The sequence below is a fragment of the Butyrivibrio sp. genome, from assembly GCF_017635265.1.
Lineage (GTDB): Bacteria > Bacillota > Clostridia > Lachnospirales > Lachnospiraceae > Butyrivibrio.
In genome coordinates, this window is record NZ_JAGBLU010000089.1 from 1 (window position 1) to 26,566 (window position 26,566).

The 26,566-nt window shown below is 39.4% G+C and carries 24 protein-coding genes; 6 read left to right on the forward strand and 18 right to left on the reverse strand.

Features of this window, described 5'->3' with window-relative positions:
* Positions 1-165: 165 nt before the first annotated feature.
* The 3 genes from J6O61_RS10110 to J6O61_RS10120 all read right to left on the reverse strand — a co-directional run bounded on the left by J6O61_RS10110 (position 166) and on the right by J6O61_RS10120 (position 3,389).
* Complete coding sequence (locus J6O61_RS10110) at positions 166-828, reverse strand: hypothetical protein (protein ID WP_292212634.1); 663 nt, start codon at positions 826-828, stop codon at positions 166-168.
* 15 nt (positions 829-843) lie between these two features.
* Complete coding sequence (locus J6O61_RS10115; RefSeq protein ID WP_292212637.1) at positions 844-1,482, reverse strand: redox-sensing transcriptional repressor Rex; 639 nt, start codon at positions 1,480-1,482, stop codon at positions 844-846.
* Positions 1,483-1,667: 185 nt separating this feature from the next.
* Positions 1,668-3,389 carry a methyl-accepting chemotaxis protein gene (locus tag J6O61_RS10120; RefSeq protein WP_292212640.1) on the reverse strand — a complete coding sequence of 574 codons (1,722 nt, stop codon included), beginning with the start codon at positions 3,387-3,389 and terminating at the stop codon, positions 1,668-1,670.
* A 189-nt stretch (positions 3,390-3,578) separates the two neighbouring features.
* Between J6O61_RS10120 and hslO the strand changes: the two genes are divergently transcribed.
* Positions 3,579-4,466, forward strand: a complete 888-nt coding sequence (hslO, locus tag J6O61_RS10125) for an Hsp33 family molecular chaperone HslO (RefSeq protein WP_292212644.1) — start codon at positions 3,579-3,581, stop codon at positions 4,464-4,466.
* 117 nt (positions 4,467-4,583) lie between these two features.
* On the opposite strand, the gene J6O61_RS10130 is transcribed toward hslO, so the two are convergent.
* From J6O61_RS10130 to J6O61_RS10185, 12 genes are all read right to left on the reverse strand, one after another.
* Positions 4,584-5,405, reverse strand: coding sequence for a hypothetical protein (locus J6O61_RS10130; protein WP_292212647.1), 822 nt, complete (start codon positions 5,403-5,405; stop codon positions 4,584-4,586).
* 51 nt (positions 5,406-5,456) lie between these two features.
* Positions 5,457-6,356, reverse strand: a complete 900-nt coding sequence (gene aguB, locus J6O61_RS10135; protein WP_292212649.1) for an N-carbamoylputrescine amidase — start codon at positions 6,354-6,356, stop codon at positions 5,457-5,459.
* A gap of 102 nt (positions 6,357-6,458) precedes the next feature.
* Positions 6,459-7,703 (reverse strand): agmatine deiminase, encoded by a 1,245-nt coding sequence (aguA, locus tag J6O61_RS10140; protein WP_292212652.1) that lies wholly within the window; start codon positions 7,701-7,703, stop codon positions 6,459-6,461.
* 26 nt (positions 7,704-7,729) lie between these two features.
* A complete protein-coding gene (gene nspC / locus J6O61_RS10145; protein WP_292212654.1) occupies positions 7,730-8,917 on the reverse strand; it encodes a carboxynorspermidine decarboxylase in 1,188 nt (395 codons plus the stop codon).
* 27 nt (positions 8,918-8,944) lie between these two features.
* A complete protein-coding gene (locus J6O61_RS10150; protein ID WP_292212657.1) occupies positions 8,945-10,207 on the reverse strand; it encodes a saccharopine dehydrogenase family protein in 1,263 nt (420 codons plus the stop codon).
* Positions 10,208-10,259: 52 nt separating this feature from the next.
* Positions 10,260-11,123, reverse strand: coding sequence for a polyamine aminopropyltransferase (gene speE, locus J6O61_RS10155; RefSeq protein WP_026663772.1), 864 nt, complete (start codon positions 11,121-11,123; stop codon positions 10,260-10,262).
* A 27-nt stretch (positions 11,124-11,150) separates the two neighbouring features.
* Complete coding sequence (locus J6O61_RS10160) at positions 11,151-12,605, reverse strand: aminotransferase class I/II-fold pyridoxal phosphate-dependent enzyme (protein ID WP_292212658.1); 1,455 nt, start codon at positions 12,603-12,605, stop codon at positions 11,151-11,153.
* Positions 12,606-12,784: 179 nt separating this feature from the next.
* Positions 12,785-13,696 (reverse strand): SPFH domain-containing protein, encoded by a 912-nt coding sequence (locus J6O61_RS10165; protein WP_292212663.1) that lies wholly within the window; start codon positions 13,694-13,696, stop codon positions 12,785-12,787.
* A gap of 50 nt (positions 13,697-13,746) precedes the next feature.
* Positions 13,747-14,643, reverse strand: a complete 897-nt coding sequence (locus J6O61_RS10170) for a DUF362 domain-containing protein (protein ID WP_292212666.1) — start codon at positions 14,641-14,643, stop codon at positions 13,747-13,749.
* A 5-nt stretch (positions 14,644-14,648) separates the two neighbouring features.
* On the reverse strand, positions 14,649-15,089 hold the full coding sequence (locus J6O61_RS10175; protein ID WP_292212668.1) for an NfeD family protein: 441 nt from the start codon (positions 15,087-15,089) through the stop codon (positions 14,649-14,651).
* A 477-nt stretch (positions 15,090-15,566) separates the two neighbouring features.
* Entirely contained in the window at positions 15,567-17,192 is a 1,626-nt protein-coding gene (gene groL, locus J6O61_RS10180; protein WP_292212670.1) for a chaperonin GroEL, read from the reverse strand.
* A 28-nt stretch (positions 17,193-17,220) separates the two neighbouring features.
* Positions 17,221-17,505 (reverse strand): co-chaperone GroES, encoded by a 285-nt coding sequence (locus J6O61_RS10185; RefSeq protein ID WP_074883223.1) that lies wholly within the window; start codon positions 17,503-17,505, stop codon positions 17,221-17,223.
* A gap of 410 nt (positions 17,506-17,915) precedes the next feature.
* On the opposite strand from J6O61_RS10185, the gene J6O61_RS10190 reads away from it, so the two are divergent.
* Entirely contained in the window at positions 17,916-18,284 is a 369-nt protein-coding gene (locus J6O61_RS10190; RefSeq protein WP_292212675.1) for a hypothetical protein, read from the forward strand.
* A gap of 151 nt (positions 18,285-18,435) precedes the next feature.
* Complete coding sequence (locus tag J6O61_RS10195) at positions 18,436-19,509, forward strand: GGDEF domain-containing protein (RefSeq protein WP_292212678.1); 1,074 nt, start codon at positions 18,436-18,438, stop codon at positions 19,507-19,509.
* A gap of 46 nt (positions 19,510-19,555) precedes the next feature.
* On the opposite strand, the gene J6O61_RS10200 is transcribed toward J6O61_RS10195, so the two are convergent.
* Positions 19,556-20,452, reverse strand: a complete 897-nt coding sequence (locus J6O61_RS10200) for a metallophosphoesterase family protein (RefSeq protein ID WP_292212679.1) — start codon at positions 20,450-20,452, stop codon at positions 19,556-19,558.
* Positions 20,453-20,597: 145 nt separating this feature from the next.
* On the opposite strand from J6O61_RS10200, the gene J6O61_RS10205 reads away from it, so the two are divergent.
* Entirely contained in the window at positions 20,598-21,986 is a 1,389-nt protein-coding gene (locus J6O61_RS10205; protein WP_292212681.1) for a GGDEF domain-containing protein, read from the forward strand.
* Position 21,987: 1 nt separating this feature from the next.
* Positions 21,988-23,433 (forward strand): GGDEF domain-containing protein, encoded by a 1,446-nt coding sequence (locus J6O61_RS10210; protein ID WP_292212684.1) that lies wholly within the window; start codon positions 21,988-21,990, stop codon positions 23,431-23,433.
* 143 nt (positions 23,434-23,576) lie between these two features.
* Here the strand turns inward: J6O61_RS10210 and J6O61_RS10215 are convergent, their stop codons facing one another.
* Positions 23,577-24,596: a GGGtGRT protein gene (locus J6O61_RS10215; protein WP_074883199.1), complete on the reverse strand. Its 1,020-nt coding sequence runs from the start codon at positions 24,594-24,596 to the stop codon at positions 23,577-23,579.
* 22 nt (positions 24,597-24,618) lie between these two features.
* Complete coding sequence (locus J6O61_RS10220; RefSeq protein ID WP_022773289.1) at positions 24,619-25,311, reverse strand: iron-sulfur cluster assembly scaffold protein; 693 nt, start codon at positions 25,309-25,311, stop codon at positions 24,619-24,621.
* Positions 25,312-25,573: 262 nt separating this feature from the next.
* Between J6O61_RS10220 and J6O61_RS10225 the strand changes: the two genes are divergently transcribed.
* Positions 25,574-26,242: a UDP-N-acetylglucosamine pyrophosphorylase gene (locus J6O61_RS10225; RefSeq protein WP_292212686.1), complete on the forward strand. Its 669-nt coding sequence runs from the start codon at positions 25,574-25,576 to the stop codon at positions 26,240-26,242.
* The last annotated feature ends 324 nt before the right edge of the window (positions 26,243-26,566 follow it).

Genomic DNA, 26,566 nt, shown 5'->3' on the forward strand with positions numbered 1-26,566 from the left:
GGACCAGAGATTTGCTTACAGCTTCCTTCAGATTCCACCTCACGATGGACACCCTTGCTGTTCGGCTATACACTTCCCACTATCTGGGTGTGTTTGGGACTTACACCCGTTAGAGCGCGCCCATGGCGCGCAAACTGAAAACAGGCTGCCCTTAGGCAGCCTGTGTCATTCAACATAGTCAGATTCTTCCCCGGAAAGTGGTCTTCGGATAGGATGTCTTCTATCCGGATCATACTTCATGTCAAAAAGCTCTATAACTTCAGGGCCAAATATCTGATGCATATACGAATAAAGATTATAATTCTCAATTTCAGTTTCCTGAAGGCGAATGATGTTTTTCTTTAGTTCAATCCTGGCCCTTGAAATCCATTCATCCATGGTCTTGATATAGTCAGTATTCCCATGAAGCCTCTCGTAGCAAACCCTCATGGTCTCTATCATAAGTTTATAGTCAATATCATATATTGCTCTGGATAGATCAAGAAGTTCAACCTGGTGTGAATCAAGCCTGTCATTACAGTCATTTATAAGTCTTGTTCTGTCCTGAATTTCTTTTTCAATAGCGGTAGAACTACCTGACTTATTTGCTTTATCTCTAAGCGGCACAATTTCACCAAGAAGCTTTTTCTTAAGCTTCTTGATATCCTTGGTCTCACTTCGAATCTTACCATCACGCTCAATCAGCGCGTTCAGTTCGTCTGCAAGCTGCTCAATCTCGGGGGTCATATCTGTCTGCGTAAACAACTGATGCCACTTATTATCAAGCGTCAGTATGGGAATACTCTTCCCTTCAAGAGCAGACATATATATATCATCACTTTTTGCCATCAGTTTCTCTCACTGTCAAATGTTATTTTCGTACCTATTTATATTATACGATAATTTCATTAAACTGTCAGATAAATGTACATTTTCTACCTGAATTTTGTCAGGAACTTCCAGATCGACGTGGGCAAAATTCCATATTGCCTTGATTCCGCAATCTGCAAGCTTATGTGCCATAGGAACCGCCTGGTCCTTAGGAATAGTCAAGACAGCAATTTCAATTTTATTGTCCTTGACAAAGCTCTCCATCTCTTCTATTGGTCTTACCTCTACATCACGTATCCTGGTTCCATAGAGATCCGGATTGCAATCAAAAGCACCCTTAAATACAAATCCTCTTCTGGTAAAATTGGTATAACCTGCAATAGCCTTTCCAAGATGTCCTGCACCAATGATTACCAAACTGTGCTGTTTGTCTATTCCAAGTATCTTGCTTATCTCTTCATAAAGGTAGCTAACATTATAGCCGTATCCCTGCTGTCCAAAACCACCAAAATTATTAAAATCCTGTCTTATCTGTGAAGCAGTAACCTTCATAATGCTTGAAAGCTCTTGAGATGAAATCCTCTCAACACCTTTTTCCTTAAGGTCACCTAAGTATCTAAAATACCTCGGGAGCCTGGCGATAACCGCCTGAGAAATTTCTTTTTCTGCCATATCCCGCTCCTATCTAATACATATGCATAAGCATGTTTGTTAATAATTACACAAAAAATATTATAGCGACACGTTAAATATATGTCAATTAAAACGAGCATGGATAAGGCTATTCTTAAGTAGCAATTTTGCCTATCGCAAAGTACTATGATTGCAAAATTTCCCAGTTTCTGATCAGTAACCTGTCAAGGCTTAAAATAGCTTATTACTTCAGTCATATCGCCTGCCAGATCCTGCAATTTATTGGCTGACTCCGTAATAATAGCAAATGTTGCATTCAGTTCCTGCATAGAAGCATTAGTCTCTTCTGTAGAAGCGGCATTTTCTTCAGAAATTGCAGAAAGATCTGAAATTATCTCAACCAGTTTATCTTTTGCAACATTAAGTTTATCAATATGATCCGAAATATTTACAGCACTGTCAGATACATTGTCCACATTTTCAGCCATGCTCTGCATGTTTGATCTGGTGTCATCCAAATGCTGCGTTTGCGCATCAAAGCTGGAATTAAGTCTCTGCATAACTTCAACTGATGCCTCTGCATCGGCAACAAGCTTTTCTACAATTTTCTTTATCTCATCGGCGCTCTCACTGCTTTGCACCGCAAGCTGTCCTATTTCTGTAGCAACAACTGCAAATCCTTTTCCTGCATCTCCTGCTCTTGCTGCCTCAATTGAAGCATTTAGTGACAAAAGATTTGTCTGACTTGCGATTGAAGTGATAGCTTCGGAAAATTTGGAAATTTCTCTTGCTGACTCGTTTGTTGAATCAATTGTCTGCCCGATATCCCTTACCGAATCCTGAACATCCCTGCTTTGCTGGATCAAACTGTCCAATGCCTCCATTGCCGATTCGCAGGATGACTTCATTTCACTTGAGTAACTGCTAAGCTGCTTAACATTTTCTGCCACTTCATCAATATCTCTTCCGATATCCTGAGTGTTTCCGGCTGCTGTTTCAACGCTTTCAGCCTGTGTAACAGCCCCCTTTGATATTTCATCTACTGCCTGACTCACCTGACCTGAAGCGTTTGATGCCTGAGTTGCAGAATCTGACAATTCAGTTCCTGACCTTTTTAATTCATCAGACATTTTCATGGTTCTTGTAATAACATCACCAAGCTTCTCGCTAAGTGTTTTTGCCCCATCTGCCAAAAGACCTATTTCATCATTTCTTGCCTGAGATTTTTCATCGATATTAAGCTTCAAATCTCCAAGAGAAAGTTTTCCAAGTTCGTCCGCAATGGCACGCATCTTTACAGAAACAGTATTTGCTACAAAATAACCAACTGCAGAAGTTACAAGTGCCAAAATCGTGGATATAATAGCCATTGATACTATAATCTTTGTGATTTTAGCATCAACCGAATCACTTTCTCTTCCTGCAAATACCATTCCAATAGCTGTACCGTCATTATTCAAAAGAGGTGAGTAATAAAGATAATAGTTTTCATTTGTACCTGCCGGAATGCTTTTTGCATAGTACTCTGACTTACTTCCAACAACAGTATTATATACAGCGTCCGAAACATCAAATCCTATCGCTTTTTTTCCGTTACTATCTCTTAATGTTGTCAAAACCCTCGTTTTACCATATATGATAGAATACTCTATTCCGGTAAGTGACTTGAGTTCATCCAATATGCTTTCATATTCAACCATAACGTTTTCTTCACCTTTGTAAAGATTACTTCCGTCATAAGCCCAATCACCATCCCATACATTGCTCATCTCACTGTTAAGCTGTTCAACTGCAACCTTTAGCTCTTCTTTGACCATATCATCATATGTATTGTTTATTTCAACACCACTGATAATAGTCAAAACAGCCGCAACAAAAATAATTGCAATAACCGCTGCAATAATGAGTTTTAGAACAATTTTTCCATTTTTTTCTTTACTTTTCATTTATTCCTCCTGATACTATAAACAAGGATTATTGTACTCGCACTACTTCATATTATAATGCGACACAAGAATCATTTTCTGTAATAACGATATTATTTTTATTAAATTTTGATTAAACTATAGTGTTTACATATCTGAAAAAATCAATTATTATGGAAAAGCTTATTATTTGAAAGAAGAGGTTATTCTATGTCATATAAAGATTACATGGTTCGTGCAACTGCCGGAAACGCTCAGATAAGAGCTTTTTCTGCAACTACGAAAGATTTGGCTGAATACGGTCGAAAAGCCCACAATCTCTCTCCCATCGCTGCAGCGGCTCTTGGAAGACTTATGACGGGTACTGTTATGATGGGAACAATGATGGATAACGATGATGACCTTATCACCGTAAAGATGGATGGAGACGGCCCCCTTAAGGGTGTACTTGCAACTGCAGACAGACATGGTAATGTCAAAGGTTATGCAGTAAATCCATATGTAATCATGGAGCCAAACGCCGCAGGACACTTAAATGTAGGCGGTGGAATCGGAGAAGGAACTCTCACGGTAATAAGGGATATGGGACTTAAAGAGCCATACGTTGGCCAGGTTCCTTTGTACTCCGGAGAAGTTGCCGAAGATCTTACATATTACTTCACTAAATCCGAACAGACACCTTCATCAGTCGGTCTCGGTGTCCTTGTAGAAAGGGAAAGTCTCTCGGTTATAGCGGCCGGTGGCTTTATAATTCAGCTTCTTCCCTTTGCTGACGAACAGACAATTACCCATCTTGAGTTTAACTTACAGAAATTCTCATCTGTCACAGATATTCTCAAAGCCGGTAAGACCCCCGAAGAGCTCCTTGAAATAATACTTGAAGGTTTCGACATTGAATTCACAGACAGGGTAGATCTGAATTTCTACTGCAACTGTGATAAGGATCGCGTTGAAAGAGCCCTTATGCTCATCGGTAAAAAAGAAATTCAGGAAATGATAGACGATGGCAAAGAAGTTGAACTATGCTGTCAGTTCTGTAATAAAGCTTATAAATTCTCGGTTGATGACCTTAAAGTCATAAAAGAAAGAGCAAAATAAGCTCTGCTTTCCAGATGGCATAAAAAAATCCTGTGGCATCCGTAACTTTTGTTCAGAGTTCTGGTATCATTTGCAAAGTTATGGATGCCACAGAATTATTCTGCGATGTGTCTCAATTTATTTATGTGCCTGTTTATAACAATCAATAATTTTCCTGCCATAATGAATTATAAAAATAGCAGCCAACATAAAGAGCTGTGTATGGAAGATACCGACTATATAATAGTTTCTTTCAAGGAAATATCCGGCTTGAAAACCTATGTAGCACAATAATCCGGTTAGCGCAAGGTCAAGTATTAAATAGATCATATTTAAAAATACATTTTTGATGTTATTTAAGAAGTCTTTAAATGAAGCATCAAAGTACACAAATCTTCCTATCATCAATCCAAAATAATACATCATTACCGGGCCGTATTCACTCTCATCTCCAATGTTATTAAGATACATAAGTATAAGTATTACATAAAACATTGCCAGCATACGCATGGTAGCTTTTTCTTCGTTTGTCAGTATCTTAAGTCTTATGATAAGACAGTCAAGAACTGTATTTATAACGCATGAAAACAGAATCAAAAACAAAAGAATAAAATCTTTGCCATCAGCCCATGTATTTGCAAGATATCTCTCAATACTCGTAAGATTCGTAGCTTTACCTGACGAAACCAGACTATATACATGATTGATGATTACATAGGTACATGAAAACGACATTACCGCAGTTCCTGCAATCAGCATCTCAAAAAACTTTTGGAGTCTTATCTCAAAATCAATACTCTGATATTCTTTTCTTTTTTCTGATACATATTTCCGTGCAGATATCCGGGAATAAATATAAATTCCAAGAACACACAATCCTATTCCCGCAAAAGTAATCAATAAAAAAATAAGCTTTTTAGTTAACGTAAAATCCGGATTTAGGTAAGCATCAACTGTCATTTTTTTCCCCACTACAAGTTATTTCGCTACTGTTCATAAACTAATCTGACACTATTTTGTTATATCTTTATAGCACTCAGGTCTTCTGTCTCTGAACATTCCCCATGAAGATCTCATTTTGCGATTTTCTTCAAAATCATATTCAGCATAAATTATTTCTTCTTTATCACGACCGGCCTTTGATATTATATCTCCGGTTTCATCAGTCAAAAAGCTGCTTCCGTAAAAAGTCAGACTGGATTTCTGACCTCCGTTTTCTTCCGAAGGCTCCACATCTTCTCTTCCGATTCTATTAGCAGCCGCCACCGGTACAATGTTTGCCGCTGAGTGTCCCTGCATAGTCCTCATCCAATGTCCCGAACTGTCAACTTCAAGTATCGGCTCAGATCCGATAGCTGTAGGATAAAGGATAATATCAGCCCCATTCAATGCAAGACACCTTGCAGTCTCGGGAAACCACTGGTCCCAGCAAATTCCAACACCAACATTTCCAAAAGCCGTTTCAAAAACCTTAAAGCCTGTATTGCCCGGAGTAAAATAAAATTTTTCCTGATAATAGTGATCATCCGGAATATGTGTTTTTCTGTATATGCCAAGGTCAGAACCGTCTGCATCTATCATTACAACCGTATTGTAAAAGACATTTCCATCTCTCTCAAAGATACTTATAGGCATTACAACATTCAGTTCTTTACATAGCGCTTTAAAATAAATAACTGCCGGATTTTCCTTAGCAGGAACAGCAAGTTCGTAATAGTCATAACACCTTTCCTGACAAAAATATTTTCTCTCAAAAAGTTCCGACAAAAGAATTATCTTTGCTCCTTCAGCAGCAGCTTTTCTTGTAAGTTCTCCTGCCTTTTCTATATTTCTTTTTACCTGTTCTTCATCGCTTGAAGCCTTCCTGCCACATTCAAACTGAACACAGGCAACTTTTACTTTATCCGACATATTGCCTCCCAATAACAAACTATTTAGCAAAATCCTTATGCATTCTTAAATTAAAAATTTAAGAATATATCAACCAAATTTCAGTTCATGAAGTCATATCAATCAGATTCTATACTCGGGAATCTGCTGAGTTATACAGTGAATATTTCCACCGCCAAGCAAAATATCTCTGGCAGGAATCCCTATTATTTCTCTGCCGGTGCAAACCTTTCGAAGGATTTCCAATGCTCTCTGGTCGCTTTTGGCATTTTCTCCGCCGAACTGCGGCACAAGTACGGCTCCGTTTACAAAATAGAAATTAACGTAACTTGCCGCCAGTCTCTCGCCCTCATCCCTCATATCTTCCCCTTCTTCAAACTCATAGTTTTGAAGATCCTTTTGGGTAATGGTTATAGGATGATCAGGAACAGGAAGCTTATGTACCTGTATTTTCCTTCCTTTTGCATCACTTTCTTTATTAAGATAATCAAGGCAGGCCATTGAAAGTTCATACTGAGGATCATTCTCATTATCTGTCCATGCAAGCAATACTTCAGAAGGGGCAACGAATGCACAGACATTATCTACATGTTCATTGGTCTCGTCGTTATATATTCCCCTTGGCAGCCAAAGAACTTTCTTTATTCCCAGATATTTTTTTAAATTGTCTTCTATCTGCTCTTTGCTAAGTGATGGATTTCTCCCGGGACTCAAAAGGCAGCTTTCAGTTACCATCAGAGTGCCTTCCCCGTCAGTATGTATAGATCCTCCTTCAAGCACAAAAGATGTTGCATCATACATGTCAGTACCGATAGCTTTGCAAAAAGCTGCAGCCAGGGCATCATCCTTATCCCATGAAGCATACAGACCGTCAACCTCACCGCCCCAGGCGTTAAACTTCCAGTTTATTCCACGAATATCACGCTTATTATTCACAACAAAAGTTGGTCCGACATCCCTTGCCCAGGCATCATCGGAATCAATCTTTATCAAAAAGCATCGCTCTTCCAAAATATCTTCAAGTATTAGTTCATCTTCATCAGAAGAACCTATATATCTCTCAAATACCTCATTATACTTCCCCGACACTTTAAGTTCATCGCAATACTCATTTATGATCTTATAGACAAAAGCAGACGCCTCCTGATAAAAATCGTCAGAAACCAGGAGATATAAGTTTTCTCTTTTTATGATTTCCAAAAAAATGCATCCAAAGCTATTAAGAGCACCGCTTCTATCCTTTCCCCAGCTTCCGGGTCTGGTAGGATAAATCATAAGCGTTCCTGCATGTTTATCATATTCTGCCGGCATATAAAACCCGTCTGTAAGAGGAGTTTTTGCACTAATTATTTCCATTTCTTTTCCCATATAAACTAAATTTGTATTTTAAAGGATTAAAGCCTGCACTTAAAGTCTTCATAGCCAAATCTCTTTATTACATCAACGCTTCCGTCATCGTGAAGAATATCTATATCAGGCAAAGGCATTCCGTTAAAAGTATTGTTTTTAACCATGCTGTAAATTGCCATATCCTCAAACACTAACCTGTCTCCAATGTGCTTTGGCTCTTCAAAACTGTAGTCGCCAATTACATCCCCTGCCAGACAGGTTCTTGAAGACAATCTATAGGTATAATTCATCTCTCCCGGCTCTTCAGCATCCTGTAGAGGCGGTCTGTATGGCATCTCAAGTACATCGGGCATATGACAGGCAGCTGAAGTATCAAGAATAAGAACCGGTATGCGTTCAGTCTCAACGATATCCATTACCGTTGTCACAAGGTATCCGGCATCCAAAGCTATAGCCTCACCCGGTTCAAGATAGACATCAATACCATAGGTCTGCCTTATTCTTTTAACAAGATTTATAAGACCGTTTACATCGTAGTCTTCTCTTGTTATATGATGTCCTCCGCCAAGATTTATCCATTTTATCCTACCCCGTGTATCCTCATCAAAGCCTTCCCGATTATCCTGAACAGGATTTGGAAAAAATCTTTTAAATTCCTCCTCAACCTTCAAAAAAGTTGTCTCAAGAGGCTCAAATCCCTGCTCGCAAAGCGTGTGAAAATGCAATCCTTCAACTCCGTCAGGAAGTCTTTCAGGCATGGATTTAAGTCTTATGCCAAGCCTTGAACCCTTGGCACATGGATCATATATTTCATGACCATCCTGAGTACTGAACTCCGGATTGATTCTCAGACCTACAGAGAGTTTTCCTTCAGATACTTTGCTCTCCCACACAGGTCTGTGATGTTCAAGCTGGTTTAGAGAATTAAAAACCATGTGGTCACATATCTCACAAAGCTCCTTCATCTCTTCGTCTCCAAATGCAGGCTCAAAAACATGATTCTCACCTCGCATTTCTTCACTTGCAAGCTTTGCTTCAAAAAGCCCTGAGGATGTGGCACCGGTTAAATATTCAGATATTAAAGGATATGTCTGATAGACAGAGTACGCCTTTTGAGCCAGGAGTATTTTCGCTCCTGACTCATTTTGCACTCTCTTAAGAATTTCAAGATTTTCTCGTAATTTCTTTTCATCAATAACATACGCCGGTGTACGTATTTCAGATAGATTCATAGTTTCCCCTCAAAAAATATATTATGATCAGTCAACAAGCTGCGGATTCTCATCAACAACCCATGGAAGTCCATATTCATTAAGCATTTCCATGTATGGATCCGGATCAAACTCATCAGTTGTATATACACCCGGTTTCTTCCACTGTCCACTTACCACAAGAGCCGTACCTATCATGGCAGGAACACCTGTTGTATAGCTGATAGCCTGACTTCCGAGCTCCTTGTAACACTCCTGATGATCACAGACATTATAAATATAGATGGTTCTCTCTTTTCCATCCTTGATTCCGCGGAATATACAGCCAATATTAGTCTTTCCGACTGTTCTGGGACCAAGGCTTGCAGGATCAGGTAAAAGAGCTTTCAAGAACTGAATAGGAACTATCTCTTTTCCCTCAAAATTAATAGGGCTTGTTGATAGCATTCCTACATCTTCAAGGCAGCGCATATGATCTAGATAGCTCTGTCCAAATGTCATAAAGAAACGAATTCTCTTAACCTCCGGGAAGTTTTTACCAAGGGCTTCTATTTCTTCATGATGAAGCAGGTACATATCCTTTTGACCAACCTGTGGGAAATCATATACTCTCTTTATCTCCATAGGTTTAGTCTCAACCCAGTGGCCGTCTTCCCAATAGCTTCCGTTAGCACTTACTTCACGAAGATTGATCTCGGGATTGAAGTTTGTTGCGAAAGCATATCCATGATCGCCGCCATTGCAGTCCAAAATATCTATTGTATGTATTTCGTCAAAGTAATGCTTTTTAGCATATGCTGTAAATACGCTTGTTACACCCGGGTCAAAGCCTGTTCCAAGAAGACCTGTGATACCGGCTTCCTTGAATTTATCCATGTATGCCCACTGATAACTGTAATCAAAATATGCTGTAAATCCCTTCTCTTTGCATCTCTTTTCATAAGCTGCTCTCCAAACGGGCTCATCTGTATCTTCAGGCTCATAATTGGCAGTATCAATATAATCAACCTTACACTCAAGGCAGGCATCCATAATAACCAGATCCTGATAAGGAAGTGCAACATTGAGTACTGCATCCGGCTTATACTCCTTTATAAGTGCTACCACATCTTCTACCTTATCGGCATTTACGGTAGCTGTTGTGATTTTAACAGTTGTTCCCTGCTTCTCAATCTTGTCTTTAAGAGCATCACACTTTGATACTGTGCGGCTTGCAAGGCACATTTCAGTAAAAACCCTGCTGTTCTGACAACACTTCTGGATTGCAACCTGTGCAACTCCGCCACATCCTATAACCAATAATCTACTCATTTATAATCCCTCCGTTTGCTCCATATAAATACAATGATATGAAAACCAATAATTACCTGCTCATGTCCTCTTCTTCCTGAAGAAGATCCTCTACATATTTGGGAAGCATAAATGCTCCCTTATGCAAATGTGTCGTATAATACCAGGTCTTAATGCCTCTTTCATCCCATCTGTCAGGATTAAAATCCTTAAGTGGATGATACTTTTTGCTGGCAAATCCAAAGAGCCAGTATCCGGCAGGACATGTAGGAATATGCGCCTGATAAACCCTGTTTACAGGGAATACTCTGTATGCCTTTCTGTGCATTGCCCTGCAGCTTTCTTCATCCTCATCATAGAATGGGCTTCCATGTTGATATACCATGATTCCATCATCATGAAGAGCCTTATAGCAGCTTCCGTAGAATTCCTTGGTAAAAAGACCTGCCTCATGCCCTAAAGGTTCCGTAGCATCATTTATAATAAGATCATACATATCTTCGCATTTTCTCAAATACTTAAGTCCATCCTGATAAAAGATATGTACTCTGTCATCCTCAAGCCCAATGGCATTATCAGGAAAATACTGCTTGCAGACATCTACAAACATATTATCAGGTTCTACCACATCAATAACCTTTATCTCGTCGTAATGACAAAGCTCTCTGGCAACACCGCCATCACCGCCGCCAAGTACCAGAACCCTTTGAACCTTTGGATGAACCGCCATAGGTACATGAACTATCATCTCATCATAGGTAAATTCATCCTTTTCGGAAAAAATAATATTTCCATCAGAAGTTAAAAATTTCCCAAACTCCGGAGAATCAAACACGTCAATTCTCTGAAACTCACTTGTTCCTGAAAAAAGCTGTTTGGCAAGTCTTATGCTAATCTTGACGTTGCCGGTATGCATATCGCTAAACCAATAATCCATCTCAGCCATGCTTATTCCTCCTTAATGTCACTTTAACACAAAAAGTTCCGAAATATCTTCACTTTCAGGTCCCTGCATTGAACATCCTTTAGCCATCGCTGTCTTTATATAATCAAGAATATCTTCTGTAATAACTTCCCCCGGAGAAAGAATCGGTATTCCCGGTGGATAACACATTACAGATTCAGCACTTATCCTGCCAACGCAGGCATCTATAGGAAGCTGCTCTTTCTCCGCATAGAAAGCCTCCTGTGGAGTAGCCTTAACTATAGGTGTCACATACTCTGCAGAGAAAAAGCTCTGTTCAGGCTTGGCGTAAAGTCTTCTGATATCGGCAAGAGCTCCTGCCAGACGCTCTATATCCTGAAGTCTGTCACCAATTGATATATAAGCCATCACATTTGACAGATCTCCAAACTCCATTTGAATATCGTATTCATCTCTTAAAAGATCATAAACCTCAATTCCGGTAAGTCCAATACTCCTGGTATTAACAACCAGCTTTGTTTCATCAAAATCAAAAATGCTTCCGCCATTTTTAAGCTCATTGCCATAGGCATAGTAGCCTCCAATATCGTTAATCTCTTCTCTGGCATACTGAGCCATCTTCGTCACTTTTTCAAAACTGCTATAACCGTTAAGTGCCAGATTCCTCCTGGATATATCAAGGCTGCCGAGAAGCAGATAACTTGCACTTGTGGTCTGTGTAAGATTAACAATGCGGCTTATATAACCTATATTGGCATCCTCACCGCAAAGAAGAATAGAACTCTGAGTAAGACTTCCTCCGGATTTATGCATACTTATTGCTGCCATATCCGCACCTGCCGCCATAGCGTTGAGCGGAAGCCCCGGTCCAAAATACAGATGAGTTCCATGTGCTTCATCAACAAGAGCCTTCATACCATTTTCATGGGCAAGCTCAACAATGGCCTTAAGATCAGAACATATACCATAGTATGAAGGATTATTTATAAGTATTGCCTTAGCATCAGGGTTTTCTTTAACCGCTTTTCTGACATCAGCAATTTCCATTCCCAGCGGAATACCAAGCTTAGTATCAACCTTAGGATCAATATATACAGGTACTGCTCCACATAATATCAACGCATTTATAGCGCTTTTGTGAACGTTTCTGGGCATAATGATTTTCTCACCCATTTTAACATGAGAAAGAACCATTGCCTGAACAGCACTTGTAGTACCATTCACCATCATAAACGCATGCGCAGCGCCAAATGCATCTGCCATAAGCTCTTCTGCTTCCTTGATAACTGAAACCGGATGACAAAGATTATCAAGTGGTTTCATGGAATTAACATCAATCCCTACACATCTGTCACCCAAAAAACTTACAAGCTCTGCATTTCCTCTTCCTCTCTTGTGTCCGGGAACATCAAAAGGAACTACACGCTGCTTTCTAAATCTCTCAAGCGCTTCATAAATAGGCGCTCTTTTTTGCCTTTCAAGATTCAACGACATACCCTCCCAAACCAGTGTACTGACACGATGATAATTTGACAAATTTCCATGCCAGTACAATAGCCTTTACATGCGAAAAGGAGTAGCACGCCTGTTAAACGCACAACCCCTTTGTTTTATCAAATTACACAGTAATGTAATAATACTATATAATGGTGATTTTCGCTATATTTTTTCTATTATTTCACAATTTCTTTTAAAGATCCTGCAAGACCGGCAAGTCCCTGAATGTTGGACGGAACAATTATCTTTGTTGCCTGTCCGTCAGCTGCCTTCTCAAATGCTTCAAGACTCTTTAATGTAAGAACTGATTCATCAGCTCCTGCTTCTTTTAACATACTGATACCATCGGCATTAGCCTTCTGAATATTTCTGATAGCCTCCGCCTGACCTTCAGCTTCACGGATTTTCTTTTCCTTCTCAGCTTCAGCTCTTAAAATTGTAGCCTGCTTATCAGCTTCAGCCTGAAGAATCTTACTCTGTTTTTCACCTTCTGCAACTGTAATCTGAGACTGCTTTTCACCTTCCGCAAAAAGAATCTTCTCTCTCTTTTCACGCTCTGCCTTCATCTGCTTCTCCATGGCATCTCTGATCTGCTCAGGAGGGTTAATGTTTTTAAGCTCGACTCTTGTGATCTTGATTCCCCATGGATCTGTGGCAATATCAAGTGCATCCTGCATCTGAGCATTGATCTGATCACGGGATGTAAGTGTTTCATCAAGTGTAAGTGATCCGATAACGTTACGAAGAGTTGTTGCAGTCAGATTTTCAATAGCTCCTATAGGATTTCTGACACCATATGCATATGCCATAGGATCTGAAATTCTAAAGAATACAATTGAATCAATCTGCATTGTAACATTATCCTGGGTTATAACCGGCTGCGGTGGGAAATCACAATACTGTTCCTTTAAATCAACCTGACGGGCAACCCTGTCTATGAAAGGAACTTTAATATGAAGTCCAACATCCCAGGTTTCCTTGTAAGCTCCAAGTCTTTCTACCACGAAAGAATGTGCCTGAGGAACAACCCTGATATTTGCTGCCAACAGTGCAATAATAAGTATTACCAAAATGATTAATGCTACCATTTTTCCTCCTTTGTCATGTCCATTAATACATGACCCCCAACTTTTTTATTTTAATCTATAGAAATGAGCTCATACTCTTTTACGCCAAATCCCATCTCTGCGGCTGCATCAATTGTATGTTCTCCGTTTCTCGTATGTACTCTCTCAAGAAAATGATCTTTACCCGGATCATCTGATTTATAAACCAGATCCATACACGCTCTGTCTATAGCTATCGGGTCTGTGGAAATAAGAATTCCCACGTCCTGCATGCAAGGATCCTCTGCAACTGCGCAACAGTCGCAGTCAACTGACAAATTCTTCATAACATTTACAAAGACCATATTCCCTTTGAAGTGATCCACAACAGCAGATGCGGCTTCAGCCATAGATTCAAGGAAATCATCCTGTGCAGCATGATTATCCCATACAATCGCCTGCTCCTCAGTCTTTGTATACTTTCCACCAGAGTGAATATTAACCTTTCCGGCTGTTGATGCACATCCAATAGAAAGCTGCTTAAGTGCTCCGCCATAGCCACCCATGGGATGCCCTTTAAAGTGTGAAAGCACAAGCATAGAATCATAGTTAAGAAGATTCTTGCCGACTATATCATTCTTCAAATGCCCGGGATGAGCGATAGGAAGTGTAACGTCAGGTCCCTCAGCATCCATGAGATCAACTACAAAGAAATCATTCCAGCCATGCTTTTTAATAAGCTTTACATGTTTCTCGGTGCTGTTTCTCTCACCATCATATGCTGTGTTGCACTCAACCACAGTTCCGCCCACATGCTCAACCATAGGTCTCCAGAACTCCGGTTTTAAATAGTTCTGGTTACCGTCTTCTCCGGAATGAACCTTGACAGCTATCTTGCCTGTAAGCTTTTTTCCAAGGGTATCATACATTTTTACCACCTGCTCAGGCGTGATATTCCTTGTAAAATAAACTTTGGAAACTGATCCCATGAATATTATCCTCCTATTCTTCTTACTATAAGTTTTGCACCCTCTATTTTTACAACTTCTATTTCTTCACCTGCACTAATAAGTGAATCATCTTCACTGACCACTATCCATGTGGTTCCGTCAAGATCAGCTTTTCCGCTCATCTTAAGGTTATCAATATCGGTTTTGGCTATAAGAGTTCTTCCGACAAGTGAATCAATATTAGTCTTAACAATTTTGTCATTCAGATATTTTTTTGCTAAAGGCCTCGTAAATAAAAGAGAAACTACAGATATGATAATAAAAACAATCACCTGAAAAAGAACCGGAGCGTTAAAAAGTGCAACGATCATCGCTACAACAGCGCCAAAGACAAACCATATACTGACAAGGCTTGTAGTAATAAGTTCAAGAATTCCGAAAACAACTGCCACTATCAGCCAGATAATTTGCATAGAAACATCCATAACTCCCCCTCCTTTATGTTTTATAAGATGAGTATAGCAGATTTTCAGTAGTTTTATATAGAGTTAATGCGCAAAATATTAGATGTTTTTTTGCAGGGATGGAAAAATGTGCAGCGCTCATACAGGGAAATTGCTTCGCGATTTCCCTGTCGTCCGTTTGAGCAGAGTACTTAGCGAGGTTCTTTCGAGCTTAGTACGAGCCATGGGTGGGCACTTAATGAGGTTTTACCGAATTTAGTGCAGCATCCCAGTCGCCAAACTTTGTTGTCGAGGTGGTTTATCGCTCATACAGCGAAATTGCTTCGCAATTTCCCTGTCGTCCGTTGTCGCCAAGCTCCAATACATAATCAAAATGTGCTATCGCACACATAACAGTAGAAAAACCACGGAATACCAAGTAAACTTGGTTCCGTGGTTTTCTCTATTGTTACCGCTAAGGCGGTTTTGATTATGTATTTGAGTTTGGCTCGTTATCGCTCACATGCCCATTCCCATTCCTGCGCCGCCTGCTGGCATTGGAGGAACCGGCTCTTTGATTGTAGCTACAGCTGCCTCTGTTGTAAGGAAGCTTGATGCTACTGATGTAGCGTTCTGAAGAGCTGATCTTGTAACCTTGGCAGGATCAATGATTCCATCCTTAACCATGTCTACGTACTCTTCTGTATATGCGTTAAATCCGATACCCTGCTTAGACTCTTTTACCTTGTTAACGATAACTGATCCGTCAAGACCTGCATTGTTGGCAATATGGAAAAGAGGAGCTTCAAGTGCCTTAAGAACTACCTTTGCACCTGTCTTTTCATCACCTTCAAGTGAATCAGCAAGCTTGGCAACTTCTTTAGAAGCGTGGATATATGCACTTCCGCCACCAAAGATGATACCTTCTTCAACGGCTGCTCTTGTAGCGTTAAGAGCATCTTCCATTCTGTATTTGGCTTCCTTCATCTCTGTCTCTGTAGCAGCACCTACTCTGATAACTGCAACACCACCTGCAAGCTTAGCAAGTCTCTCCTGAAGCTTTTCCTTATCAAAATCAGATGTTGTATCTTCAATCTGCTTCTTGATCTGAGATACTCTTGCTTTAATGTCATCCTTATTTCCAAGACCATCTACGATAGTTGTCTTTTCTTTCTCTACCTTGATGCTCTTTGCTCTTCCAAGGTCATCCATTGTTGTATCCTTAAGCTCAAGTCCAAGATCTGAAGAAATAACCTTACCACCTGTAAGGATTGCGATATCTTCAAGCATAGCCTTTCTGCGATCACCGTATCCCGGAGCCTTAACAGCTACAACGTTGAATGTTCCACGAAGCTTATTAACGATAAGAGTTGTAAGAGCCTCACCGTCAACATCCTCAGCGATGATAAGGAGCTTAGAACCTGTCTTAACGATCTGCTCAAGAAGAGGAAGGATATCCTGGATATTAGAAATCTTCTTGTCTGTAATAAGAATATATGGATCTTCTAATGTAGCTTCCATCTTATCCATATCTGTTGCCATGTAAGCTGAGATATATCCTCTGTCAAACTGCATACCTTCTACAAGGTCAAGTTCTGTCTGCATTGTCTTGGACTCTTCGATTGTGATAACACCATCGTTAGAAACCTTCTCCATTGCATCAGCGATCATCTGTCCTACTTCATCATCTCCTGATGATACAGCAGCAACTCTCATGATCTGCTCTTTTCCTTTAACCTTTGTTGCCATCTTGCTGATAGACTCAACAGCTGCATCTGTTGCCTTCTTCATACCTTTACGAAGAACGATTGGATTAGCACCTGCTGCAAGGTTCTTAACACCTTCATTGATCATAGCCTGTGCAAGAACTGTAGCTGTAGTTGTTCCATCACCTGCTACATCGTTTGTCTTTGTAGCAACTTCCTTAACAAGCTGAGCACCCATGTTCTCATATGCATCTTCAAGCTCAATCTCTTTTGCAATTGTTACACCGTCATTTGTGATTGTAGGAGCACCGTAGCTCTTATCAAGTACAACATTTCTTCCCTTAGGTCCGATTGTTACTCTGACTGTATCAGCCAGCTTATTAACGCCCTCTACCATAGCAGTGCGGGCATCAGCACCATACTTTATTGTCTTAGCCATTTTTATCGCCTCCAAATATTATCAATAATTATTTGATTATTGCTAAAATATCATTCTGCTTAACAATGATGTATGTCACATCATCAAGCTTAACTTCTGTTCCTGAATACTTAGAATAGATGACATTGTCACCTACCTTAACCTGCATCTTAACTTCTTTGCCATCAACGATTCCGCCAGGACCTACTGCAATGACCTCTGCCTGCTGTGGCTTTTCTTTTTCTGCTCCGGGAAGAACGATACCTGACTTTGTGGTTTCTTCTGCCTCAAGCTGCTTTAAAACAACTCTGTCTGAAAGTGGTTCTAACTTCATTGTAAATGCCTCCTTTATATAATCTGTGATTATTATTTAATTTGTTGTTAGCACTCATTTGATTCGAGTGCTAATCTCTAAGAACATATATTAGTAGTTTAATTTGACTTGCGCAAGTTGTAAAAGCGTCTATTTTTCAAAATAATCCTTAGTTTTCTTTAATATTCTCTCTTTTTCTCTCTTTTTCTACATTTTCAGTCTTTTAATTACATAACAAGCCACTGTTTATGCAATTTTTGACGTATAGGGCAAAATATTAGTATTAACGGTTATTTTATTTTTATAATTATTTTATTCCATGTAAATTGCATATATTATTTTTTTCTGTGATAATATCTTTAATAGTATGAGTTTTTCTATGCTTAGGCACGGAGGCCAAGAGCTTTCATTATTATCAAGGAGGTGAAAAAATGGCTGATATTTTTAGCAGTTTGTCCGGATCATACAACTACGTAAATGACATGAGTAGTCTTTTAACGGATTATTCCAGCATTAAAAGCGGTGCATACGGTTCACTTTTAAAGTCCTACGTAAAAAAGGTTGGCAACAAAAATGCTCTTGATGCATATCGGGAGACCGGTTCGACCACCACTACAGATACCGCATCAACATCCACAAGTTCTACCCAAAAAGCATCTGCTACCGACACAACAGTAACAGCTGACAAATACGCAAAATACAAGTCCTCATGGCTCGATAATCAGTTAAAAAGCTATGATAAGGATGCAAACAAGACTACCGCTGCAGATACTTCGGTTGCTCTTGATACCACAGTCTAACTGAAAATTATTCTCATTTGTCAAAAAAGTCCCGAAATTTTTTATTTCAGGACTTTTTTTAGTGCATTACTATAATAAACTAGACTTTTTTAATCGGATTATTATAATATATTTACTTGGTGAAAAAAGTAATTTTTTTGTAGGGGAATCTATGAATAATAATTCATTTAACAATTTCTTTCTTGCGAACTTTCTCAAGAGAGAAAAAGCACAGTATGACTTTGAGGACAAAGAATTCTATATGAATCTTATATCTTTCCTGCTATTGGCTCATATTCTGCTTGAAGGTCTTTACATTTATTCCTATTGTACTCCAATGGTATATATCAATTTAGCGAGTATCTGTATATACATGGCTGAATATTGCCTGAATGCAACAGATCATAATATCCTGATGATCTGGATAGGTCTTTTGGAAATATATCTGCATATGGTCTTAACCACCATATTTATGGGGTATGAGTGTGGTTTCTGGCTTTGGATGTTTCCCTGTGTTCTTTCCGTGATCACCCCCTACTTCATGCCTGTTAAATCAAAAGCGCAGAACATTTTAGCAAATCTTTTGGTTCCTGTATATGTAGCCACCTTTATTATTCTGTATGCATTAAACAGAAACGGTTACCTGCCGACAGGATACAATGCCCCGGAATCAATAGCCACATTCTTTTTTTATTCTAATGCTTTGATATCATTTTCATTCATTATACTTTACAGCACAATTTATTCCGTCAGCATCAAGCAAAACTCCTTCAGATTAAAAGAGCTTGCCAATACCGATAGTCTTACAGGCCTGTACAACAGGCAATCTATCCAAAAAATCTTTTATGAAGGAAACGGAAAAAGTGTAGCCATCATGGATGTGGATCACTTCAAAAGAATAAATGATACTTACGGGCACCTCATGGGAGATCACGTTCTTACCGGGATTGCAAAAATGCTGTCATCCCACAGCAATATATATTGCGGCAGATGGGGCGGCGAAGAATTTTTACTAATCGCAAAAGAAAACGTTAGCTATACGGATTTCTGTCAGACAGTAGAAAGTTTATGTGAAGAAATATCTGATCATGTCTTTTCACTTGGCAACGAGGATATAAAAGTCACATCTTCATTTGGAGCTGCAACTTACGTCAAGGATATGACTCCTTATGACTTACTTAAAGAAGCAGATAACAGACTATATATTGCCAAGCAACACGGCAGAAACTCTGTTGTTTCAGCATAACCAAAAACGCGCCATTTGACGCGTTTTTATTTTATTCCGTTTTATTCTATTTTTCTTCTTTGTGAGGAATGTCCTTGCCATTTAGATCAATATAGTTTTCTTTTAGGGCTATTGCCCAGTATTTCTCAGGAATATCAGGCCATTTAACAAAACCTTTCTCCTGCTCACACAGCCTCATTGCGCGCAGCAGAACTGTCTGATTAAGATCCACACCTGTTCTTATGGTATGCATTGTAACTGCAGTCCATGCCGGAGCATAATTTTTAAGTTCAGAATCCTTAAACTCCCTTAATATTTCTTTTCTGTCATATTCAAGCTGGACATACTCCTCTTCCCAACTTTTTCCGATTCCATGAAGAATGCAAAACTGGGTTTTGCCATCGTGATACCATGGAATCCCTACAGAACCGGGATTAACCGCTTTCTTTCCTCTGTATATGTAGGTATCCTGAACATGGTTGTGCCCATGCAAAAGAACTCCGGTCTTTAGATGGGATAATACTTTTTTTGTATTTCTCTTTTCTCTGAATAGAAGCTCTGCCGTATCAGTCGGTGAGCCATGGCAATACTCAAATTCCGGAATCCCATTCTGCTCATATATCCCATAATTTGGAAGAGATTCAAAAAACTTGAAATCTTTATCGGTAAGGTTTTCATAGGTATAAAGTAAAGAACCGCTGGCTGAGCCCTTTTTCCAGTTTCCCTCTCCGCTTTTCCTATAGTTTAAAAGATATTCCTCCCTGTTCCCTCTGATAATATACGTTTCAAAGTATTGCTTAAGAACATATATCTGCTCCAAAGCCTTTTGCGGATTAGGACAATCCGTAACATAATCTCCAAGAAGAACAAATCTCCTTATACCTTTTCCCATACAAAAATCAATACAAGCCTGCAAGGCCGAATGATTTCCGTGAATATCACTAAAAACCGCTATATCCATCATAATAATCTCTCAAATAATTTAATAGTATTTTCATAAATTACATAATCACATTATACATTTTTTTGCAAACAATATGGTAATATATAATAGTATAAATATTAACGTGATGCCGTTATTTTTATTTTAACATTTATCGGAGGACAAAATGTCAGGTATCGATTATGCAACATTGAAAAATATAGTCAATATGTGCAACATGCCTTCTGCTATCCTGTCGGTAGAAAAAAATGAGGACGGGTCCTGCGGAACTATTCTGATGGCTGCGACTAATGAAAAATTCAGCATGACCGGAGAAAACGTTGAAGGAAAATCTTATGATTTAAAAATCCCTAAAGATCCCAAATTTGAAGACGTTCTTTTTAAAGCTGCCTGGAACAATGAACACTATCATGCTTACGTTGATACCACAAGATTATACGGCTATTGGACTGAGGATATAGTAATTCCAATAAATAATAATGGTGATCCAAATATTGGATACTGTCAGTTTATATACAATTTAAGCAAAGAAATGGATTCGGGAAAGTACTCTATCATCGCTCCCGATATAGCCAGCTTTGTAATAAGAACATGTATTAATCTGAGAAAAAACGATGATTTCTACACCACAATGAATCTTGTTACTAAAGAAATTCGTGAATTCACTAATTCTTTTGCTGCTTCGATAATAACCATCTCAAGAGATTTTTATCAATTTGAAGTGGTAAGTGAATGTGTAAGAAATAATCTCGTTAATATTCATGACATTTTTGCAAATATTCCTTATGAAATTGTTGAATCATGGGAGGATTTGGTTTCAGGTACAGACTGCATAATCATACGAAATGAGCAGGATATGAACGATATGGAGAAAAAAGCTCCTGAATGGGTTGACACCTTGAGAAAAAACGATGTCAAAAGCATATGTCTTGCCCCCTTCATACATCAAAACATGGTTATCGGTTATTTGTATATTACTAATTTCGACATAAATACCCTCTCACGAGTCAAAGATACTATCGAGATGGTAGCTTTTTTCCTTGCATCGGAAGTGGCTCATCATATATTTATTGATAAATTAAGAAGCCTCAGCTCACTTGATATTCGGACAGGAGTTCAGAACAGAAATGCCATGAACACCAAGGTTGATGAGCTTGCCATGGAGCTAAAGATATCTCCAACTCCTTACAGTGTAGCCTTTTGTAATCTGGCTACACTAAAAACCATAAATATAAATCAAGGGCATGATGCAGGTAACAACCTTCTGCGAGACGCCGGAAAAATACTTAGAGATGTATTTAAAGACGATTTCATATACAGATCTGCCGGTGATGAATTTGCTGTTATTTCCACCAATAGCTCTGAAAAAGAATTTGAGGAAAAAATTAAGACTTTAAAAGAAAAAGCATCTGACCCGGAATGGGTTTACTTCACAATCGGATATTATACAGACATGACAGAAGGTAATTTACATACTGCAATGAGATTTGCCAATGAATATGGTCAGGAATTCAAAGAAGAATTCTATTATGAACACCCGGAGATGATTAAATAATATGACGAATGAAACATATAATCATTTAAAAACATTAGTAAACCAGTCTCCTATTCCAAGCGCCATAATGGCAGTTGAAAAAAATTCTGACGGAGGCTGTGGCGAAGTGCGCTTTGCCGTCATTAATGAAGCATTTAAAAGAAGTTATTATGACATGTTTGCAGGCACAGAAAATGACGCAAATATAGGCTATGATGATTTTGAAAAGAGAATTGAAGGCCAACTCTATTCCGTGCATCTTCCAAAGGAGCCCAATTTTGAAGATATCTGTTTTCGTTCAGCCTGGAACGGAGAATTTATTAACACATATGTAGATACCACCAGAATGTACGGCTTTTGGACACAGGATATTTTAAATCCTATTGTTGAAAAAAGCGATGACCCCAATATCTCATTCTGCCAGTTCTCCTATACTCTGAACAAAGAAATGGATACCGGGAAATTTGCCAATGTATCCCCTGATATTGCGAGCTTTGTAATAAAATCATGCTTAGAGCTCAGAAATGAGCACAAGTTTCTTGAAAGTATGGAAATTGTCACAAAAGATATCCTTGAATATACCGGCTCCTTTGCTGCCAGTACTCTTACCATTGATAAAGAATTCAGAACCTATGATATCCTTAGTTCATCTGTTGCAGATACTGAAAACAGGACCAGACAAATTTTTGCGGAAATTCCCTATGAAATAGTCGAAAGCTGGGAAAAACTGGTAAAAGTGACAAACAGTATTATCATCAAAGATGAACATGATATGTCTCAGATTGAAGAAAAAGCACCGGATTGGGTAAAAACTTTAAAGGATAACAATGTAACAAGTTTATGTCTGGTTCCTTTTATCCATAGCGGAGAAGTCATAGGCTATCTCTATATCGCCAATTTCGATACGAATCATCTTGTAAGGATAAAAGAAACAATAGAACTTATCTCCTTCTTCCTGTCATCTGAAGTTGCAAATTACCTGTTTCTTCAGAGGCTTGAGTATCTTAGTAACGTGGATATGCTCACAGGTGTATTTAACAGAAATTGTATGAACGTAAATGTTGATGAGCTTGCTCTAAAGCTTGAATTCAATCCAAAGCCATTTAATGTTGCGTTCTGTGATCTTAACGGTCTTAAGACTATCAACGATACCGGTGGGCATGATCAAGGCGATAAGCTTCTTGTGTATGCAGCAAACGTATTAAAAGAGGTATTTCCAACTGACAAGATTTACAGAGCAGGTGGTGACGAATTTACAGTTATTTCTTTTGACACAGAAAAAGATTTTGAAGAAAAAATAAAGCGCCTAAGAGAAAAGGCATCAGACCCTGAATGGCTTCATTTCGCAATAGGCTACTATCATGATTCAGATTCCGGAAATCTGCGTCTTGCCATGAGATATGCCGACGAGCGCATGTATAAAGACAAAGATAAATTCTACGAACAGTACCCTGACAGACGTAGATAAATAAAGAAATAAGCGAGCGCCCTGATGAGCACTCGCTTTTCTTTATTATATCAAGTTCATTTGGAAGTTCGGCTCTCGCACTCTGTGCTCGCCCGAACGACCATGCTGACTAGACTCGACAAGACCTCGTCAAGTCATCATGGTCAAAACTTACCAGCCTTTGCAGCCTCCTCGATTGAAACGGCTGTTGAAACTGTCATACCAACCATAGGGTTGTTACCAGCTCCGATAAGACCCATCATCTCTACGTGAGCAGGAACTGATGAAGAACCAGCAAACTGAGCATCTGAATGCATACGTCCCATAGTATCTGTCATACCATAAGAAGCAGGACCAGCTGCCATGTTATCTGGGTGAAGTGTACGACCTGTACCACCGCCTGATGCTACTGAGAAGTACTTCTTACCAGCTTCAATACGCTCTTTCTTGTATGTACCTGCAACTGGGTGCTGGAATCTTGTAGGATTTGTTGAGTTACCTGTGATAGATACGTCAACGTTCTCCTTCCACATGATAGCTACACCTTCCTGTACGTCGTTAGCGCCGTAGCAGTTAACCTTTGCACGAGGTGAATTAGCATCCTTGGAATAGCACTTTCTGAATACTTCCTTAACTTCGCCTGTGTAGTAATCATACTCTGTCTCAACATATGTGAATCCGTTGATACGAGAAATAATCTGAGCAGCGTCTTTTCCAAGACCGTTAAGAATAACTCTAAGAGGTTTCTGACGAACCTTGTTAGCCTTCTCTGCGATACCGATAGCACCCTCAGCAGCTGCGAATGACTCGTGACCAGCAAGGAATGCAAAGCACTCTGTATCCTCTTCAAGAAGCATCTTTCCAAGGTTACCATGTCCAAGACCTACTTTACGTCTGTCAGCAACTGATCCGGGGATACAGAAAGCCTGAAGACCAATTCCGATTGCTGCAGCAGCGTCAGCAGCCTTGCGGCAGTTCTTTTTAATTGCGATAGCGGCACCTACTGTGTAAGCCCACTTTGCGTTTTCAAAGCAGATTGGCTGGATGCCTTCAATAAGCTTGTAAACATCAATACCAGCTGCCATTGTAATATCTTTACACTCTTCGATAGAAGAAATTCCATACTCCTTAAGGCAAGCCAGGATCTGGGGCTCTCTTCTTTCATATGATTCAAATAAAGCCATTGTATATTTTCCTCCTTACCTATTACTCGTGTCTTGGGTCGATGCAACGAACTGCATCTGCAACACGTCCATACTGTCCCTTAGCCTTCTCAAGAGCTGTGTTTGCATCATCACCAGCTTTGATGAAGTCCATCATCTTACCAAAGTTAACATACTTGTATCCGATGATCTCATCGTTCTCATCAAGAGCGATGTCTGTGATGTAACCATCTGTAAGTTCAAGGTAACGAGGTCCCTTTTCAAGTGTACCGTATGTTGTACCAACCATTGAACGGTTACCCTTACCAAGATCCTCAAGACCAGCACCGATCTGAAGACCATCCTCTGAGAATGCAGACTGAGTTCTACCGTAAACGATCTGAAGGAAAAGCTCTCTCATAGCTGTGTTGATAGCGTCACAAACAAGGTCTGTGTTAAGAGCTTCAAGAACTGTAAGTCCTGGAAGAATTTCAGAAGCCATAGCTGCTGAATGTGTCATTCCTGAACATCCGATAGTCTCAACAAGTGCCTCCTGAATAATACCGTCCTTAACATTTAAGGAAAGCTTACAGCAGCCCTGCTGTGGAGCACACCAGCCGATACCATGTGTATAGCCGGAAATATCCTTTATTTCTTTTGACTTAACCCACTTAGCCTCTTCCGGAATGGGAGCAGCGCCATGGTGTACCCCTTGAGTTACAGGGCACATGTTTTTTACCTCTGTAGAGTAAATCATGAAAAAATCTCCTTTCGTATTGTGAAGTAACTTTCATTACTTGCTACCTATTTTTAGACTGGCCTTATAGCGATGTCTGCCAAACATCCGGCCAAAGACAATGCTCTCTGAAGCATCCCCTCAGAAAACACCACCATTATTTTTGCACATAATCATGCTAATTTCAATAACGTTGTTTATTTTTTAACAGTTTTTTTAGTCTTATGCCCTCATATATGTTATTATTGTGTTGTTAATTCAAAATGAAGGTGAGGTATTTGATATGGAAGAATTTAAGATTTCAAATATGTACAACTTAAATGAAACTATCGCTGCAGATTATATGCAAACAAAAGAATATCCATGGGAACTTCTTGCAGGCATAAAAGATTATATTATAGAGCTTGGAAACAGACTTCCTGCAGATAAGTATGAAAAGCGCGGAGAGAATGTATGGGTTGCCAAAAGCGCCAAAGTATTTGATTCCGCTTACCTTGGAGGACCATGTATCATAGATGAGGATGCTGAAGTCAGACAGTGCGCATTTATCAGAGGAAGCGCCATTGTTGGTAAAGGAGCTGTTGTAGGAAATTCAACCGAACTTAAGAATGTAATTCTTTTCAACAAGGTTCAGGTTCCTCATTATAACTACGTTGGAGATTCAATCCTTGGATTCAAGGCTCATATGGGAGCAGGCTCTATCACATCAAATGTAAAGAGCGACAAGACCTTGGTAATAGTTAAGAACGGCGCTGATGACAAGGTAGAAACAGGTCTTAAGAAAATGGGCGCAATGCTCGGCGACAACGTTGAAGTTGGCTGTAACTCAGTTCTTAATCCCGGAACAGTAATCGGAAGAAACTGCAATGTATATCCCCTCTCTTCTGTGCGCGGCTGCATTCCTGAAGGTCATATCTTTAAGGATAAGGATCATATAGTTAAAAAAGCTTAAATTTGTAAACAATGGCTTTAAAAAAATTATTTTTTTGATGCCTAGTACTAAGTCTTACGCTGTAGATTAGGGAGAGTATTATGACAAAACAGTTGATTTTGTCATAGTACTCTCTCTTTGTATATGCGTAAGTAAGTGGAAAGTCAGGGGATTGTTTTAATGACTTGATTTTTGTTACGAATGCGTACGCCACCATTGACTGAACCTGAGGAAAACGCCGTCTATACCTCGCCGACGGTGAGGATGATGGGAACAGTAGTTAGATTCATGCACCGTCGAATTCAGCATTTTAGCGTTTTCCTCAGAACCCGTCAATGACAAGCA